We start from the raw sequence: 15,420 nt of genomic DNA on the forward strand, positions 1-15,420 counted from the left end.
ATGACGATGGACATCCGACCGATCCGTACAGCCTCGGACCATGAAGCCGCCCTGCGTGAAATCGACCGCCTTTGGGGCGCCGAAGTCGGCAGCGACGATGGTGACCGCCTGGACGTGCTCGCGACGCTGGTCGAGCGCTACGAAGAAGGCCACTTTCCCATTCCGACCTCCACGCCCCTGGAGGTGCTGAAATTCATGATGGAACAGACCGGCCGCCGCCAAACCGACTTGGCGAACCTGCTCGGCTCCCGCTCACGCGCTTCGGAAATCCTGAGCGGCCGGCGAAACCTCACCCTCGATCAGATCCGGCTGTTGGCTCGGGAATGGCGCATCCCGGCCGGCGCACTGGTCGGAGAACTGGAGCCGGCATGAGCCGGGAGGGGAACTCGTTTGGATAGATCCGGCGTCGTGTCAAACGCAAAGCCGATAGCCCGTGAGGTTGCAGAATTCGGCCGCAAACCACATAAATAATTGAGACTATTAAGGAAAGTGGTGCCTGGGGGCGGATTCGAACCACCGACACGCGGATTTTCAATCCGCTGCTCTACCAACTGAGCTACCCAGGCCCTGACCCGCCCGCGCGGGAGGTGGCGTCTATAGAAGAGGCGATCCGCGAAGTCCAGCGACCCGGGCGGGCGAATTTTCGCGCGGCCTATTCCTCGCCGGAATCCTCGTCGGGCAGGCTCTCGTCCTCGGCGGCCGGGATGGCGTAGCCGCCGGAGAGCCAGCGCTGCAGGTCGACGTCGGCGCAGCGGCGGGAGCAGAAGGGCCGATAGGCCGGATCGACCGGCTTGCCGCAGATGGCGCACCTGGCTGGGGCCCGGGTCATGCGGCGGCGACGTCCGGCCGCTCGCGCGGGCGCGCGGGGTCGGCGGCGAGGGTGAAGCGGGCGCCGAAACGCTCGGCGAGCGCGCGGACGAGTGGCTCGGCGGCGGCGGCGACAGCCGGCGCGCAGGCGGCCGTGAGGCGCGCGCCGGGCTGGGCGGCGGCCTCGGCCTCCAGGCGGCGGACCAGGCGCTGGGCCAGGGTGCGGTCGCTGAGGGCGCCGGAGGCGTCCATCAGGCGCTCGGCCAGCGGGCGCGTGCGGCGCGGGATCGAGAGCTCCATGGTCCCGAAACGCCCGACGGGGCCGATCGCGACGCCGGGGTTCTCGGGCGAGAAGGCGAGGCGCGCGGCGGCCAGCAGGGCGGCGCCGTCGTGGCCGCGGCCGACCAGGTCCAGGACGACGAGGCCGCCCAGGCTCTTCAGGCGCAGGAGGCGCGCGGCCTGCGCGAGGGCGGCGAGATTGGCCTGGCGCGCGGCGCGCTTGGCGTCGGCGCCCTTGCGCTCGCCCAGGTCGACGTCGACGGCGGTGAGCGCGCGGGTGGGCTCGACGGCGAGCGTGCCGCCGCCCGGCAGCGGGTGGATCGTCTCCAGCGCCTCGGCCTCGGCCGCGTCGGCGACGGCGCGCGCCTCGCGGCCCTCCACGAGCTCGGCGTCGCGGACGACGGCGCGCAGGATGTCGGCGACATCGGGGGGCGCGGCCAGCAGGCGCGGGCCGCCCTGCCCCGCCCCGAGCTCGCGGGCGACGGCGAGCTTGCCGGCGCGCGGCTCGGCGCGGATCTCGACCTCGACGGCGGCGCCGCGGACCGGGCGCGCGTCGGGTTTGAAGGGGAGAATGGCCTCGAGGCCGCCGCCGAGGTCCAGGAAGGCCGTGGCGATGGCGGGCTCCACGCTGGCCACGCGGGCCACGTGCTTCGCGCCGAGGCTCAGGCGCAGGTCGTCGTCGTCGCGGCGCAGGACCAGCCGCTCGGGGCGGCCATCGAGGGTGACGACGCCGCGGGTCTCGCCGACGCCGCGGTCGAGGAAGAGGGCGCGCGCGCTCACGGCGGCGCCTGGGGCCGGCGGAAGCCCAGGCCTTCGAGCAGGTTCGTGGTCTCGTACAGCGGCAGGCCCACGACGCCCGAATAGGAACCCTGGAGCGCGATGACCAGGGCGCCGGCGCGGCCCTGGATGGCGTAGCCGCCGGCCTTGCCGATCCCCTCCCCGCACGCCAGGTAGGCCTCGGCGTCGGCGGCGCTCAGCCGCTTGAAGCGGACGCGGCTCTCGACGAGGCGCGCCGACGTCCGGCCGTCCGGCGAGACCACCGCGATTCCCGTCAGGACGCGGTGCGCCCGGCCCGACAGGAGCTCGAGGCAGGCGCGGACCTCGGCCGCGTCCTCGGCCTTCGGCAGCACGCGGCGCCCGACGGCGACCACCGTGTCGGCGGCGAGCACATAGGCGCCCGCGTGGCGGGTCGCGACGCACGCCGCCTTGGCCTGCGCGAGGCGCAGCGCCAACTGGCGCGGGGTCTCTTGGGAAAGCGGGGTCTCGTCCAGTTCGGCGGCGTCGACCGCGTCGGGGACGACGCCGATCTGGCTCAGGAGGTCGAGCCGGCGCGGGCTCGCGGAAGCCAGGACGAGGCGCTGCTCAGAGGACAAGTCGAGCGCCCCGGTCAGGTCAGCGGACGCGGAAGGTGATGCGGCCCTTGGTCAGGTCGTAGGGCGTCATCTCCACCAGCACCTTGTCGCCGGCCGACACCCGGATGCGGTTCTTGCGCATCTTGCCCGCGGTATGGGCGATGATCTCGTGGTCGTTCTCGAGCTTCACGCGGAACGTGGCGTTCGGCAGCACTTCGCTGACCGTGCCTGGAAACTCCAGCAGTTCTTCCTTCGCCATGCGGCTCCCTTGGTCCTTCTCACATACGACGACGGCTCGCGCCGTCTGGCTGCGAGCCGCACATCTGCGGCGCAGAATATAGCGCATGGGGATGGGAAAGGTCGATACGGCCGCGCGTCAGCGGTTGAAACGGGCCCGGATCCGCTGGGCGAGGCCGTCGCGGACCTGCCGGTAGGACTCGAGCCGATGCTCGCGGGAGCCCTCCACGAGCGTCGGATCCATCGTCGGCCAGTATTCGATCTCGGCGTCGCGGCCGCGCGCGATCTCGATGGCCCGGTGCTGCGCCTCGGGGGTCAGCGAGATGACGAGGTCGAAGGAGTCGTCCTCCAGGTCGTCGAAGATCTTGCACCGGTGGCGGGTGAGGTCCACGCCGAGTTCCTGCATGACCGCGGCGGCCAGCGGATCGACCTCCATGTCGTCCTCGTCGGGATCGAACTTCGCGCGGCGCAGGCCGCAACTGTCGACGAAGATCCGCGTGCCGACGATGTGCTTCAGCAGCGACTCCGCCATCGGCGAGCGCACCTGATTGTAGTTGCAGCAGAAGAGGACCGCGTCGGGCAGGCGGGCGCCGGGGTCGTCCGACATGCGCCGTCAGCCCCGCCAGTGCAGGGCGCAGATGAGCGTGAAGAGCCGGCGCGCCGTGTCGATGTCGGTCTCGATCTTGCCCGACAGGCGGGTCTGCAGCAGTTCGGACGCCTCGTTGTGCAGGCCGCGGCGGCCCATGTCCAAGGCCTCGATCTGCTGCGGCGTCGAGTTGCGGATCGCCTGGTAGTAGCTGTCGCAGATCATGAAGTAGTCCCGGATCAGCGTCCGGAACGGCGACAGCGACAGGATGTGGCGGCGTTCGTAGGCCGGGCCGCGGATGTCGAGGACCAGGCGGTTCTCCAAGAGGCCCATCTGCAGGTCGTAGGGTCCGCCCTCGGCCCCCTCCGGATGGAAGAAGTTCTCCTCCAGCAGGTCGAAGATGGCGATCTGCCGCTCCTGCTCCTGGTCGCGCGACACCGCGGCGAGCGACTGCTCGTCGAGGTTGACCGACTGGAGCCGGTGGGTCTTGCGCGCGTCTTCGGCCATGATCTGAGCGGAGCTTTATTGCAAACCGGGGGCGGTCGTCATCCCGCCGCGTGGAAGCTGGGCCCTGGATACGAAAAAACGCCCGGCCGCTCAGGGAGCGCCGGGCGTCGTTTTCAGGTCAGGCGTAGCCGCTCAGTCGGCGGCCAGGACGCCGGCGGGCATGGCCGCAGCCAGGCCGCCGCCAGTCGTCCTGGTCTTCGCGTCACGCGCGGTCCTTCTCCGTCCTCTGCGTTGATCGATGACAAAGGTTTGGCGGCCCAGCCTGAACGGGCTTCGCGCCGGGCTGGCAGGAACTGTTCAGCCTGGCGCCGGGCTTTCCGGAGCCCCCGATGACCGCGGTTCGTCGAGGCGGGCCCGCTGCTCCTCCATCGACTCGGGCGTGACGGGCGTCGTCTTCACCGGCGTGAAGATGCCCTCTTCGTCGAGGGCGTTCTTGAGACGCCGGTTGAACTCCCGTCCGACCTTCCATTGCCACTTCGGCTGCGTGGTCACGCGCGCCTTCAACCAGACCGCATTGTCGGTGAGCCGGTCGACGCCCATCACCTCGCAGGGCTTGGTGATCAGCTTGCCGAGTTCAGGGTCCTCCGCGAGATCGTCGCCGATGCGCTGCAGAATGGCGAGCGCGGCGTCGACGTCGCTGTCGTAGCTGATCGGGATCTCGATCACATACGACGAGAACAGCTTGGTCCGGTTATGGATCACCTGGGCCTCGCTGTAGGGGAAGATGTGGAGCGTGCCGTCGGCGTCGCGGAGCCGGATGGTGCGCAAGGTCATGGCCTCGACCGTGCCGGCGCCCTGGCCGATCCGCACGTTGTCGCCGACGGAGACCACGTCCTCGGCGATCAGGAAGAGCCCGGTCAGGAAGTCCTTCACCAGCGTCTGGGCGCCGAAGCCCACCGCGATGCCGACCACCCCGGCGCTGGCCAGGATGGGGCCGACCTTCAGGCCGACTTCGGAGAGGAAGGTGATCAGCCCGATGACGATGATCACGGTCTGGGCCGAACCGCGGAGCAGCGGCGCCAGCGTGTGTAGCTGGGCCGAACGGCGAAGGTCGGCGCTTCGGCCGGCGAAGCCTTCGACCAGCCGGGTGATGACGAAGCCGCTCGCTTCGACCAGCGCGCTGACCAGGACGACGATGAGCGCCAGGCGCACGAGGCGCGCGCCGGCGTCACCGGACAGGAATGTCCAGGGGTCGATGCCCCAGACGCCCATCACCATCAGGGCCGCGGCCAGCAGGACCGCCAGGCGGACGAGCGTCCAGGTCAGGCCGGCGGCCTTGTGGGCGCGGCTGTCCTCGGGGAGGTCGCCGGGCGCCTTGGCGACGAAGTGCGCCAGCAGGCGATCGATACCGCGCTTCAGGAGCCAGATGACGCCGAAGGCGAGGAGCACCACCGCGGCCGACACCAGCGCATTGATGCCCGTCTCGCGGGCGTCGAGATGCACGAGCTGAGTCCAGGCGCGGTCGCCGAACCCGAGGATCTGTTCGGCAAGGCTGGGCTTCACGGCTTCGGCCGCGGCCGGCGCGGTCGCCGGCGGTGGTGTTGCAACAGGCACAGGAGCTCCCTCGACGGCCCCGAGCGCCAACGCCTCGCCGATGGCGAAGGTTCCGGAGGTTAGCGCCCCTGCCCCAGCCGGATGGCGGCGGAACGGGCGTGCGCGGGCAGGCCCTCGGCCTCGGCCAGCGCGATCGTCGCGGGCGCCAGGGCCGCGAACGAATCGGCGTCGCACTTCACGATCGAGGTGCGCTTCAGGAAGTCGTAGAGGGAGAGGCCCGAGGAGAACCGCGCCGCGCGGCTGGTGGGCAGCACGTGGTTCGAGCCGGCCACGTAGTCGCCGACCGCCTCGGGCGCGTGGCGGCCCAGGAAGATGGCGCCGGCGTGCCTTACGCGGTCGGCGAGGCGCTCGGGCTCGTCCAGTGCGAACTCCACGTGTTCCGGCGCGATCTGGTCCACGAGCGCGGGGCTTTCGTCGAGCGGCGCGATGACCACCGCCCCGTGGGCCTCCCACGAGGCGCGCGCGTCGGCGCCGGTGGCGAGCGCCGAGAGCTGCGCCTCGACGGCCGCCTCGACCTTGGCGGCGAAGGCCGCGTCGTCGGTGATGAGGATGGATTGGGCGGCCGGGTCGTGCTCGGCCTGCGACAGCAGATCGGCCGCGATCCAGTCGGGATCGTTCGCGCGGTCCGCGACCACCACGATCTCGGAGGGGCCGGCCAGCGCGTCGATTCCCACGGTCCCGTAGACGCGGCGCTTGGCGGCCGTGACGAAGGCGTTGCCGGGGCCCACGATCTTGTCCACGGGGTGGATCGGACCTGCGCCATAGGCCAGCGCGGCCACCGCCTGCGCGCCGCCGACGCGCCAGATCTCGGTGACGCCGGCTTCCCTGGCGGCCGCCAGCACGGCGGGTTGCAGACGGCCCGGCGGCGTCACCATGGCGATGCGCCCGACCCCGGCAGCGGCGGCCGGAACGGCGTTCATGAGGACGGTGGAGGGATAGGCTGCACGGCCGCCAGGCACGTAGATCCCCACGGCCTCCAGCGGGCCCCAGCGCCAGCCCAGCTCGACGCCCGCGGCGTCGACGAAGCGCTGGTCGGCGGGTCGCTGCCGCTCGTGATAGGCGCGGATGCGGGCGGCGGCGAAGGCGATGGCCTCGCGCACCTCGGCCGGACACGCCGCAGCGCCCTCGGCGATTTCCTCTGCGGTGACCCGCAGCGTGGCCTCCGTCAGCTCGACCTTGTCGAATTCGCGCGCGTAGCGGAGCAGCGCGCCGACACCCTCGGAGCGGACCGCGGCCAGCACGTCGCGGACGATCGCGTCCACCTCGTCTGGCGTCTCGCGGCGCTCGGCCACGAACGCGGCGAAGGTGTCGGAAAAGCCTGGTTGGTCGAAGCGGAAGCGGCGCATGGCGCGGCTCTCTTAGCGGCGAGCGGCCGCCAAGGCCATGCGCCTCACGATTCGTGCGTCGGCGCGCGCGGCGTGGGCCAGGGCTGCGAGACGTCGGCCAGCACCGCGTCGATGCACTCGATCTGGGCCCGCAGGTCGCCGCCGCCGGCGAAACTCAGTGTCAGCGCCCCGCCCGGCGCCTCGCCGGCGTCGAAGGCGATGGTGAGCAGCTCGACCACCGCATCCTTGCGCTCGCGGCGGATCTTGCGCGCCTTCAGGTCCAGCACGCCGCCGACCTGCAGCGCGGAACGCACCCGCTGGCGCTCCCCGGCCTCCCAGCGATAGCGGTTGAACGCGATGGTCAGCCGCCGCGCCCTCGCCTCGAAGACGATGTCGCCCACCTTGGCCACGGCGTCCTGCAAGGCGGCCGAAATCACCGCCAGGTCTTCCGGATCCTGGGCGAGCAGTTGGAGCGGCGCAGCCTCGGCCATCGCTTACTCGACCTCCTCGCCGCCGTCGCCCTTCAGGCGGCGCACCTGAGCGCCGCACGCGCCCAGCTTCTCCTCCAGGCGCTCGAATCCCCGGTCGAGATGATAGACACGGTTGACGATCGTCTCGCCCCGCGCCGCCAGTCCGGCGATCACCAGGCTGACCGAGGCGCGCAGGTCGGTCGCCATGACCTGCGCGCCCTCGAGCGAGCCCACGCCCCGCACCCGCGCCTCGCCGCCATGCACCGAGATGTCGGCGCCCAGCCGGCCCAGCTCCGGCACGTGCATGAACCGGTTCTCGAAGATCGTCTCGCGGATCACGCTCTCGCCGTCGGCCAGCGACATCAGCGCCATGAACTGGGCCTGCAGGTCGGTCGCGAAGCCCGGATAGGGGTCGGTCGTGATCTCGACCGCCTTCAGCCGCCCGCCGTTGCGCTTGACCGTCAGGCCGTCGTTGTGCGGCGTGACCTCCACGCCCGCCTCGACCATCTTGTCGATGAGCGCCTGGATGAAGTCGCTGCGGGTCCGGGTCAGCCGCACCTCGCCGCCGGCCATGGCGGCCGCCAGCGCATAGGTGCCGGTCTCGATCCGGTCGGGCAGCACGGCGTGCGTGGCGCCCGCGAGCCGGCTCACGCCCTGGACGGTGATGGTGGGCGTGCCCGCGCCGATCACCTTCGCGCCCATCTCGTTCAGGCAATCGGCGAGATCGGTGATCTCGGGCTCGCAGGCCGAATTGGTCATCACCGTCTCGCCGTGGGCGAGGACGGCGGCCAGCAGGGTGTGCTCCGTGGCGCCCACCGACACGAACGGGAAGTCCACCTGCCCGCCGCGCAGGCCCCGTGGGGCCTGGGCGTAGACATAGCCCTCGTGCAGATCGATCTTGGCGCCCAGCGCCTCCAGCGCCTTCAGATGCAGGTCGACGGGCCGCGCGCCGATCGTGCAGCCGCCCGGCAGCGACACCTTCGCCTGCCCGCTGCGCGCCAGCAGCGGGCCCAGCACATTGAACGACGCCCGCATCTGGCGGACGAGGTCGTAGGGCGCAAAGCCGCTGACGATCTCTCTCGTGGTCAGCACCGTTTCCGGCCCGTCGGCGCCATCCGACTCCACGACCTCGGTCCCGAGCCGCTGCAACAGCCGCCCTAGGAACCGCGTGTCGGCCAGGCGCGGCATGTTCGTCAGCCGCAATGGCTCTTCGGTGAGCAGGCTCGCGGCCATGAGCTTGATGGCCGAGTTCTTGGCGCCGCTGATGGGGATCTCCCCATTCAGACGGACGCCGCCCGTGATGGCGATGCGATCCAATCGGTATCCTAACGAAGCACGCGCGGGCCCGCGTCCCACGGCGCCCATCTGCGCCGATATCTAGCGTGCCCCGCGCGGGCCCGCAAAGCGCTCAATCCGTGTCGCTTTCGTGCGCTTTCGGCCGAGGCGGCGCGACCGCCGGGGCCTTGCGGCGGCGCAGGTTGGCCCGCAGCGCCTGGGCGAGCTTCGCCTCCCGCGATTCGCGCGCGCCGGGCTTGTCCTCGGGACGGTTGGCCATCGCGCTGAGGTGCGGCGAGGCGTCCTGGCCGTCAAGCCTCCGGGCATCGATTTGGGGCTTCACGCCGCGCCCGGCTACCGCTATAGCGCGCGCCTTCGCCGCCGTAGCTCAGTGGTAGAGCGCATCCTTGGTAAGGCTGAGGTCGGCAGTTCAATCCTGCCCGGCGGCACCATGTTTCCCCAGCCCAATCAAGGGCTGGGGAAGCAACCTCAACTCACTCCCCCAGCTTGAAGCCGCCTCAGTCGGCTCTGTCCCCCAGCAAATGTGGGGACTTTTCGGGGAGTAGGTTCGCCTCTCGTTCCCAAGCGCAGCAACGGATTTCGATCTCCACGCGGCCAGACCGCGAGAGGCGATTCGGCGACCGCCTAAATACCCGATGCGTCCAGCCCATCCGACCGAACGCCTCATGGAGGAACTCGCCTATTCCGGCAGTGCCGACGCCGCCGCGCTCCGCAGCCGCATGACGCGATGCGGCGGCGAGGAATGGAACTATCAGTTTAGCTGCCGCACCCCAGCCTGCGCGACTTGCCGTGGCCGCTACATCGGTCGCCAGCGGCGGGCCGCGATCAAGCGGTTCGCCAAGCATGAGAACCACGATCTCGCGTTCGCGAGCATCGTCATCGGCGCCACGGACTATGTGGATGAGATCGGCGAGACATTCATGAAGTTCAGGAAAGACCTTCGCAATGTCGTGGATGCCAATCGGCGTCAACGGCGCCGGTGGAGCAACTTCGAGGCCCTGCTCTGGCTGGAAACGGATGCGCTTAGCGGCGACGACTTCGTTCACCTCGGCAGCGACAAGAAGGCCCAGCTTGGCGAGATGGCCCCTCTCTTCGTCCGTGACAGCGGCCCCGTTTGGGTGGTCACGGCGCACGGTGTGATCGCGTGTCCCGGGATCGACTATCAGGAGGTGGCCGAGGATTTCCGTCAGCGTTGGCCGGGCACGAAGCGCGTCGATGTGCGCCCGTTCTACGATCACCAGACCAAGGATCAGAACCTTGGCTATACGATCAACTACGCCCTGAAGCACGAGTGCCGAACCCACCTCGGCCAATTCGCCGAACCGTGGCCGGTCGGATGGATGGCCGAATATTATTCATATTTGCACCGCTGGTCTCGCGGCTTTCAAAGCACGCGCATAAGCATCTCTCCAGTAGCAATTAAATCGACAAACGTCATTCTTTCGCAATACAATAAAGACGAGTTAGAAGAGCGTGAACCATTGCCCTTCATATACTCAGATAGTGTTTTTCATACATACTATAACTGGAAGGATCGAACTTGAATACGGAACTCATCGACCGCATTATGAACTCTGCGGTGCTCGCCAAAATCTTGGAACAGTATGACTTTGAGCCTGCCGTCACGATCTCGATCCAATCACATCGCGACGATGCGAATTGGGCTGAACGAGCCAGCGTCATGCGGGACTGGTGTCAGGTGAACACCAAGGCGCGCTGGCGGTTCGCCGCTCCCATGGAGGGTACGGCCATGGATTTTCACTTCGAGTCGGAGGCGGATGCCGCCCTCTTCAAGCTCTACTTTTATTGATCGCCCGACGCGAGGGCGCGGCGCACAGCGTCGTCGGCTGAGGCAAGCCTATCCTGATATTCCGCCCGGGCACTTTGCTCCCGGTCGGCAACGAGGCCGGGCGGCGCCGTCTGGTGGATCGAACGGAGCTTGTCTTGGTATTTCCTCGCCGCTTCGCTCTTCTTGCGGTTCGCGTTCATCACGCGCTCCAAGCTGGCGGCCTCACTGACGATCTCATGGTAGCGCATGAGCATATTTAGCGCGCGCCTGGGCGGCGCGCGGTCAATGATCCAGCAGCATCCTCGGGCGGATCGGGGGCACGGGCGCCGTGCGAAGATACGCGGCGATTTCGGACGCGATGGTCTCCGCTGTTTCCGGGCGGGGTTTTAGCTTGTCGAACGCCTTCCGGCCCGGGTGGATCACATCCCATCGCGGGCGCATCCCCTCGTGCCGCCCTTTGCCCGGAGCGTGATTTCCGAAGCCGTCCATCAACTGGTTCCAGATCGGGCTGAACTTGGCGATGAGCAAGCTCTCACCGAGCGGAATCCAGATGTCCTCGACGACCAAATATCGGCAGTAAAAGTCGTCGATGTTGAGGTTTTCGACCGCCCGGATGCTCCCGGCATGTTCCCTCAGTCGCGACACCAGAGGCCGTGTCTCCTTGTCCGTGGGTTTTCCACCCTTGCGCCCGCCAGCCGGGATCGCCTTGCCGACGTAGATTGGCCATCGCCACTGATCGTCCCGATTGGCCGCCGCGATAGGCTCGTAGAGCGGAAAATCGCCGGTGTAGTAGATCGCGTAAACGCCCGCGCCATCGGCCCGAGGAACCGAGCCCAAAGGCAGCGGAATCCGTTCCAACATCGCCTCGGCGACGCTTGCGCCGAGATTGCGCCGATCCAAAGGATTGTAGGGCGCCTCGTTCATCAGTGCCGCCCGGGCGCCGGCGCCATCTGGCTCATCGCCAGACTTTGGGCGACCGACGACGCCACGACCTGCCCCAAGAGAACCGGCACGGCGTTCCCAAGCTGGCGCATGACCTCGCTCCACGCCCCGTGGAAGATGTAGCCGTCAGGGAACGTCTGAAGGCGCGCGCTTTCCCGGGCTGTGAAGTAGCGAACCGATCCATCCCCCTTCACCATCATGTTCTCCCCGCCGGGAACGCCATGATCCCCGGCCTTCAAGGTCTTGGCCGGGAGATCGAGCGGACTCCCCGTGTGGCCGTGATACGACCGGGCGCCCGGCTGGAAACGATGATTGAGATGCGGGCCAGCGGTCTGCTCAGGATCGGACAGCCCGACGAGGGCGTCACGAACTGTGCGCCACGGTGCCTCGTTCATCGGCTCATTTCGCCCGCGCAGCCGTGCCGAAGCCGCCCCTGGCGGCGTCGGCCTATTCCTTTTCGCAATGCGGTGTCGCTCGAAATAGTCGCCCGTCACAAACTGGTCGGCGAGCAGCGCGTCGCGGGAATGGGTTTCCTCGGGGAACGACCATCTGGCGTCGATGTCGTGCCTGAAGCCGACGATGAAAACGCGCTCACGCTTTTGGGGCACCCCGTAGTCGGCAGCGTTCACGAGCCGGGTCACCACGTCGTAGGTCAGCCCCGAAAGCACGCCGCTGGTCTTTTCCCGCTCAAGGCGGACGAGGTGGTCGATCCACTGCTCGTCCGCCCTGCGAGCGATCTCGGGGAACGCAAGCTGAAGCTGGATGTAGGAAAAATAGTTGGCGAACGCCGCTCGCGTGAGCCCCTTCACGTTCTCGACGATGAACGCCTTCGGTCGCGTCCGCCGGATGATTTCGACGGTGGCCGGGAACATGTCCCGGTGATCGTCATAGGCCCGGTGTTTGCCGCCCATCGAGAACGGCTGGCAAGGCGGGCCTCCCGCCACAAGATCGAGATCGTCGGGAACGCCGCCGAGGTCGAACTTCCGCACGTCGCCCTCGAAGAGGGGCCAATCCTTCACGAGCGGGTGGCCGCGACGTTGATTTTCGCGAACCGTGTCGCAGGCCCAGCGATCCCATTCGACCACGCCGACGTGCTCGAAGCCCGCGAGAGTCGCGCCCATGGCGAGACCGCCAGCCCCGGCGAATAGCTCAAGACACTTCATTCAGATCGTCCCAGAATCACGACGCATTGGATCAAATCGGTGGCCCGTGGTCACGGCGGGAAACCGGGCCGAGGAATTGGCCGATCCGCTCGCGCAGATCATCGCCATTCTTAAGCTCGCATTCCCAGATCACCAGCACGTCCCATCCCTGTTCGGTCAATTTCGCCTGCGCCTGGGCGTCACGCTCCGCGTTCCGCCCGAGCTTCGGCCCCCAGAAGTCTTGGCGGGTTTTCGGCATCCGCGCGCCCAAGGCGCAGGAATGCCCGTGCCAAAAGCACCCGTGGACGAAAATGACTTTCCGGCGGGATGCGAAAACGAGATCGGGCGATCCCGGCAGATCGGCGCGGTGTAGTCGGAAGCGATAGCCCATGCCGTGCGCCGCGCGGCGCACGAGCATTTCGGGGCGACTTCCCTTCGACCTGACGCGGGCCATCACTTCGGAGCGCGTAAGCGGCGCGCGCTTTGGGCGTCGGCTCATACCGCGCCGCTACGAAATATTCCAAGAGCATCGAGCATTTTAATTTAGGAGTTCGGCGCCTGACCGTCGTAAGTTCGTCTGATAGAGTTGAGTAAGACGATGAACATTAGCACGGAATGGCCTCAAATCAAAACTGTTCGTCAACTTATATCGGAGAAAATTGTCCCATTCTCAGAGGACACCCTTCGCAATTACGCGAGACGATACGAAGTTGGACGAAAAGTAGGTCGGCAATACATTTTCACGCCAACAGATATTCGATCACTACTGGATAAACTACCTTGCCCCTCAAACTCACCCGTCGCCATCATTCGCCCTACTGGTATCTGCGCGGCTCCATCCGGGGCCTCCGCATTGACGAAAGCACGGGCCTTAGCGACCGAAAAGCGGCGCAAGAATGTCTCGCGCTCCGCGAAGCGGAACTGGTAACGCAATCCATCCATGGAGCGCGCGCCATCAAGACCTTCGCGGACGCCGCCGTCAGCTATTTGGAGGGCGACGGTGAGGCCGAGCACCTCACGCCCCTGATCGACTTCTTCGGCGTCACCAAGCTGGCGCAGATCGACGCCGACCTGATCGACCGGGCCGTGAAAAAGTTCGGTCGCACGGCGACCGGCAAGGCAAAGGCTCCCGCCACTCTCAATCGCCAAATCTACACGCCCATCGCGGCGGTGCTTCACCACGCCGCCCAGAAGGGTTGGTGCGCCAAGCCGGTGATCGCGCGGCCCAAGCAACCGAACGGGCGCGTGCGATCCGTCACTCGGCAGGAGGCCGAACGGTTGATCGAAGTGGCCGCGCCCCATCTGCGCCCGTTGGTGATCTTCCTTCTTTCGACCGGCGCCCGCCTCAGCGAGGCCCTCTACCTCGATTGGCGGGACGTTGACCTGAAGGCGGGGCGCGTCGCCTTCCATGAGACCAAGAACGGCGAGAGCCGGGGCGTGCCCCTCCATAGCCGCGTGGTCGCCGAACTTAAGAAGCTCGGCCCGGCGCCCCAGGGCGCCGTATTCCGGCGCCCTGACGGCAAGCCCTACGCGGATCGCAACGGCCTCGGCGGCGGCCAAGTGAAGACCGCATGGGCCACCATGCTGAAGCGCGCCGGGATCAAGGACTTCACGCCTCACGACTGCCGTCACACATGGGCGACGTGGCACTACGCAGCCAACCGGGATATGCTTGGCCTAATGCGGCTCGGCGGGTGGAAGTCGCACGAGATGGTCGCGCGCTACGCCCATGTGAATCCAGACGATCTGGCCCCCTCAATTCAGGGTTTTTGGGGGAAATCTGGGGAAGTCGCGAACAAGAATGCGAAAAAACCCACTATATTCAAGGAGGTGGCATAGCTCGCCAGCATCCTTGGTAAGGCTGAGGTCGGCAGTTCAATCCTGCCCGGCGGCACCAGCGGAAGGGCCCGGACACCGGTTCGGGCCCTTCCGACCTCCTCATGAAACCGATTCATTTGACCCGGGCGCAGGCGGACGTTCCCGTTCGGGGATGACCCTGCTCGCCCGCACCGGCCTCGCCGCCGCGCTCGTCCTCGGCTCCGCGGCCACGGCCCGGCCGGCTCCGGAGCTTCCGCGCCCGGACGACGGCTACTTCCAGGAGACCGTGAAGGTCGCGCCGGGGGTCTGGCTCCTCATGGAGCCGAAGTTCGTGCCGCAGCCGATCGGCAACGTGACCGTCATCGAGCAGGCCGACGGCCTCGTGCTCATCGACGCCGGCGGCTCGCCAGGCTCGGCGCGCCGCATCGTCCACGCCATCAAGGGCCTGAGCCCGAAGCCGGTGAAGGCCGTGGTCATCACCCACTGGCACGGCGACCACCCGCAGGGCCTCTCCGAAGTCCTGAAGGTCTGGCCCAGGGCGCGCACGATCGCGACCCGCGCCACCCAGGCCCACCTGCGCACCGACAGCACGATGAACACGCCCGCCGCGCCCGACATGGCCGCCAACGCCGCCTTCCAGAAGCGGATCCAGGATTTCCTGCCCTACGTCCGCCGCATGGGCGCCGAGGCGAAGACGCCGGGGGAGAAGGCGGGCTGGGCCGCCACCGAACGCCTCCTCCACCAGTACGCCCGCGACATGGACGGCGCGGTCACTCTGCCGGTCTCGGAGGGCTTCGAAGACCGCCTCGATCTCCCCGACGCCAAGGCGCCCGTGGAGATCCACTTCCTCGGCCGCGCCAACACCGACGGCGACGCCGTGGCCTGGTTGCCGAAGCAGAAGATCCTGATCACGGGCGACATCGTGGTCGCCCCGATCCCCTTCGGATTCGGCGGCTATCCGGCCGACTGGATCGAGACCCTCGGCAAGGTGGAAGCCTACGACTTCAAGGTCTTGATCCCCGGCCACGGCGCGCCGCAACGCGACCGCGCCTACGTCGGCAAGGTGCGGGCCGCATTGACGGATGTCCGCGCCCAGGTCGCCCCGCTGGCGGCCTCCGGCCTGGCGTTGAAGGACGTCCAGGCCAAGGTCGACGTCGAGCGCCAGGCGCGGCCGTTCGTCGGCGACGATCCCTGGCTGCGCCGGTGGTTCGTCGATGACTGGCTCTCGCCGATCGTCGCCTCCGCCTACAAGGAGGCCAAGGGCCAGCCCATCGTGCAGAGCCTGCGAGGGGAATAATTACACCCGGATATAATTG

20 protein-coding genes and 2 tRNA genes are annotated in these 15,420 nt (G+C 67.9%); 6 read left to right on the forward strand and 16 right to left on the reverse strand.

Annotated elements, in window-relative coordinates:
- Positions 1-372 (forward strand): helix-turn-helix domain-containing protein, encoded by a 372-nt coding sequence (locus tag KF737_RS14700; RefSeq protein WP_296456200.1) that lies wholly within the window; start codon positions 1-3, stop codon positions 370-372.
- 118 nt (positions 373-490) lie between these two features.
- Here the strand turns inward: KF737_RS14700 and KF737_RS14705 are convergent.
- From KF737_RS14705 to KF737_RS14760, 12 genes are all read right to left on the reverse strand, one after another.
- Positions 491-566 (reverse strand) — tRNA-Phe (locus tag KF737_RS14705).
- Between the two features lie 86 nt (positions 567-652).
- Positions 653-829: a DNA gyrase inhibitor YacG gene (locus tag KF737_RS14710; protein WP_296456203.1), complete on the reverse strand. Its 177-nt coding sequence runs from the start codon at positions 827-829 to the stop codon at positions 653-655.
- On the reverse strand, positions 826-1,866 hold the full coding sequence (locus KF737_RS14715; protein ID WP_296456207.1) for a ribonuclease E/G: 1,041 nt from the start codon (positions 1,864-1,866) through the stop codon (positions 826-828). Before KF737_RS14715 ends, KF737_RS14710 begins: the two co-directional genes overlap by 4 nt.
- Positions 1,863-2,459: a Maf family nucleotide pyrophosphatase gene (locus tag KF737_RS14720; protein ID WP_296456210.1), complete on the reverse strand. Its 597-nt coding sequence runs from the start codon at positions 2,457-2,459 to the stop codon at positions 1,863-1,865. The genes KF737_RS14715 and KF737_RS14720 overlap by 4 nt, the downstream gene beginning before the upstream one ends.
- Positions 2,460-2,478: 19 nt before the next feature.
- Positions 2,479-2,697 carry a translation initiation factor IF-1 gene (gene infA, locus KF737_RS14725; protein WP_111458197.1) on the reverse strand — a complete coding sequence of 73 codons (219 nt, stop codon included), beginning with the start codon at positions 2,695-2,697 and terminating at the stop codon, positions 2,479-2,481.
- Positions 2,698-2,814: 117 nt separating this feature from the next.
- Complete coding sequence (locus KF737_RS14730) at positions 2,815-3,282, reverse strand: low molecular weight phosphatase family protein (protein ID WP_296456213.1); 468 nt, start codon at positions 3,280-3,282, stop codon at positions 2,815-2,817.
- A 6-nt stretch (positions 3,283-3,288) separates the two neighbouring features.
- Positions 3,289-3,768: a UPF0262 family protein gene (locus tag KF737_RS14735; protein ID WP_296456216.1), complete on the reverse strand. Its 480-nt coding sequence runs from the start codon at positions 3,766-3,768 to the stop codon at positions 3,289-3,291.
- A gap of 297 nt (positions 3,769-4,065) precedes the next feature.
- Positions 4,066-5,271 carry a mechanosensitive ion channel domain-containing protein gene (locus KF737_RS14740; RefSeq protein ID WP_296456219.1) on the reverse strand — a complete coding sequence of 402 codons (1,206 nt, stop codon included), beginning with the start codon at positions 5,269-5,271 and terminating at the stop codon, positions 4,066-4,068.
- 110 nt (positions 5,272-5,381) lie between these two features.
- Positions 5,382-6,668, reverse strand: a complete 1,287-nt coding sequence (gene hisD, locus KF737_RS14745) for a histidinol dehydrogenase (RefSeq protein WP_296456222.1) — start codon at positions 6,666-6,668, stop codon at positions 5,382-5,384.
- Between the two features lie 44 nt (positions 6,669-6,712).
- Positions 6,713-7,138 carry a DUF2948 family protein gene (locus KF737_RS14750; RefSeq protein ID WP_296456226.1) on the reverse strand — a complete coding sequence of 142 codons (426 nt, stop codon included), beginning with the start codon at positions 7,136-7,138 and terminating at the stop codon, positions 6,713-6,715.
- Between the two features lie 3 nt (positions 7,139-7,141).
- Positions 7,142-8,434 carry a UDP-N-acetylglucosamine 1-carboxyvinyltransferase gene (gene murA / locus KF737_RS14755; protein WP_296456229.1) on the reverse strand — a complete coding sequence of 431 codons (1,293 nt, stop codon included), beginning with the start codon at positions 8,432-8,434 and terminating at the stop codon, positions 7,142-7,144.
- A 91-nt stretch (positions 8,435-8,525) separates the two neighbouring features.
- On the reverse strand, positions 8,526-8,735 hold the full coding sequence (locus tag KF737_RS14760) for a hypothetical protein (protein WP_296456232.1): 210 nt from the start codon (positions 8,733-8,735) through the stop codon (positions 8,526-8,528).
- Positions 8,736-8,769: 34 nt separating this feature from the next.
- Between KF737_RS14760 and KF737_RS14765 the strand changes: the two genes are divergently transcribed.
- The 3 genes from KF737_RS14765 to KF737_RS14775 all read left to right on the forward strand — a co-directional run bounded on the left by KF737_RS14765 (position 8,770) and on the right by KF737_RS14775 (position 10,223).
- A tRNA-Thr gene (locus tag KF737_RS14765) sits at positions 8,770-8,844 on the forward strand.
- A gap of 234 nt (positions 8,845-9,078) precedes the next feature.
- The gene (locus tag KF737_RS14770; RefSeq protein ID WP_296456234.1) at positions 9,079-9,957 is read left to right on the forward strand and encodes a hypothetical protein; all 879 of its coding nucleotides are present in this window, start codon (positions 9,079-9,081) and stop codon (positions 9,955-9,957) included.
- Positions 9,954-10,223: a hypothetical protein gene (locus tag KF737_RS14775; RefSeq protein WP_296456237.1), complete on the forward strand. Its 270-nt coding sequence runs from the start codon at positions 9,954-9,956 to the stop codon at positions 10,221-10,223. The genes KF737_RS14770 and KF737_RS14775 overlap by 4 nt, the downstream gene beginning before the upstream one ends.
- Here the strand turns inward: KF737_RS14775 and KF737_RS14780 are convergent.
- From KF737_RS14780 to KF737_RS14795, 4 genes are read right to left on the reverse strand one after another with little or no spacing between them, the layout of a single operon-like run.
- Positions 10,217-10,456 carry a hypothetical protein gene (locus KF737_RS14780; protein WP_296456240.1) on the reverse strand — a complete coding sequence of 80 codons (240 nt, stop codon included), beginning with the start codon at positions 10,454-10,456 and terminating at the stop codon, positions 10,217-10,219. The two genes, KF737_RS14775 and KF737_RS14780, sit on opposite strands and share 7 nt — an antisense overlap.
- A 28-nt stretch (positions 10,457-10,484) precedes the next feature.
- Positions 10,485-11,126, reverse strand: coding sequence for an Eco29kI family restriction endonuclease (locus tag KF737_RS14785; RefSeq protein ID WP_296456243.1), 642 nt, complete (start codon positions 11,124-11,126; stop codon positions 10,485-10,487).
- The gene (locus tag KF737_RS14790) at positions 11,126-12,307 is read right to left on the reverse strand and encodes a DNA cytosine methyltransferase (RefSeq protein ID WP_296456245.1); all 1,182 of its coding nucleotides are present in this window, start codon (positions 12,305-12,307) and stop codon (positions 11,126-11,128) included. Before KF737_RS14790 ends, KF737_RS14785 begins: the two co-directional genes overlap by 1 nt.
- Before the next feature lie 31 nt (positions 12,308-12,338).
- Positions 12,339-12,785, reverse strand: coding sequence for a very short patch repair endonuclease (locus KF737_RS14795; RefSeq protein ID WP_296456248.1), 447 nt, complete (start codon positions 12,783-12,785; stop codon positions 12,339-12,341).
- Positions 12,786-13,066: 281 nt separating this feature from the next.
- Here KF737_RS14795 and KF737_RS14800 point away from each other — a divergent pair, with 281 nt between their 5' ends.
- Positions 13,067-14,125 carry a site-specific integrase gene (locus KF737_RS14800; RefSeq protein ID WP_296456251.1) on the forward strand — a complete coding sequence of 353 codons (1,059 nt, stop codon included), beginning with the start codon at positions 13,067-13,069 and terminating at the stop codon, positions 14,123-14,125.
- Positions 14,126-14,276: 151 nt separating this feature from the next.
- Positions 14,277-15,401 (forward strand): MBL fold metallo-hydrolase, encoded by a 1,125-nt coding sequence (locus KF737_RS14805; protein WP_296456257.1) that lies wholly within the window; start codon positions 14,277-14,279, stop codon positions 15,399-15,401.
- The last annotated feature ends 19 nt before the right edge of the window (positions 15,402-15,420 follow it).

Origin of the sequence: Phenylobacterium sp. (assembly GCF_019636135.1) — a bacterium.
Taxonomy (GTDB): domain Bacteria; phylum Pseudomonadota; class Alphaproteobacteria; order Caulobacterales; family Caulobacteraceae; genus Phenylobacterium.

Excerpts from the sequence above, each read along its gene's own strand:
- KF737_RS14700 (WP_296456200.1), top strand. The coding sequence starts at position 1 with ATGACGATGGACATCCGACCGATCCGTACAGCCTCGGACCATGAAGCC.
- KF737_RS14710 (WP_296456203.1), bottom strand. The coding sequence starts at position 829 with ATGACCCGGGCCCCAGCCAGGTGCGCCATCTGCGGCAAGCCGGTCGAT.
- infA (WP_111458197.1), bottom strand. The coding sequence starts at position 2,697 with ATGGCGAAGGAAGAACTGCTGGAGTTTCCAGGCACGGTCAGCGAAGTG.
- KF737_RS14730 (WP_296456213.1), bottom strand. The coding sequence starts at position 3,282 with ATGTCGGACGACCCCGGCGCCCGCCTGCCCGACGCGGTCCTCTTCTGC.
- KF737_RS14735 (WP_296456216.1), bottom strand. The coding sequence starts at position 3,768 with ATGGCCGAAGACGCGCGCAAGACCCACCGGCTCCAGTCGGTCAACCTC.
- hisD (WP_296456222.1), bottom strand. The coding sequence starts at position 6,668 with ATGCGCCGCTTCCGCTTCGACCAACCAGGCTTTTCCGACACCTTCGCC.
- KF737_RS14750 (WP_296456226.1), bottom strand. The coding sequence starts at position 7,138 with ATGGCCGAGGCTGCGCCGCTCCAACTGCTCGCCCAGGATCCGGAAGAC.
- KF737_RS14770 (WP_296456234.1), top strand. The coding sequence starts at position 9,079 with ATGGAGGAACTCGCCTATTCCGGCAGTGCCGACGCCGCCGCGCTCCGC.
- KF737_RS14780 (WP_296456240.1), bottom strand. The coding sequence starts at position 10,456 with ATGCTCATGCGCTACCATGAGATCGTCAGTGAGGCCGCCAGCTTGGAG.
- KF737_RS14785 (WP_296456243.1), bottom strand. The coding sequence starts at position 11,126 with ATGAACGAGGCGCCCTACAATCCTTTGGATCGGCGCAATCTCGGCGCA.
- KF737_RS14790 (WP_296456245.1), bottom strand. The coding sequence starts at position 12,307 with ATGAAGTGTCTTGAGCTATTCGCCGGGGCTGGCGGTCTCGCCATGGGC.
- KF737_RS14795 (WP_296456248.1), bottom strand. The coding sequence starts at position 12,785 with ATGAGCCGACGCCCAAAGCGCGCGCCGCTTACGCGCTCCGAAGTGATG.
- KF737_RS14805 (WP_296456257.1), top strand. The coding sequence starts at position 14,277 with ATGACCCTGCTCGCCCGCACCGGCCTCGCCGCCGCGCTCGTCCTCGGC.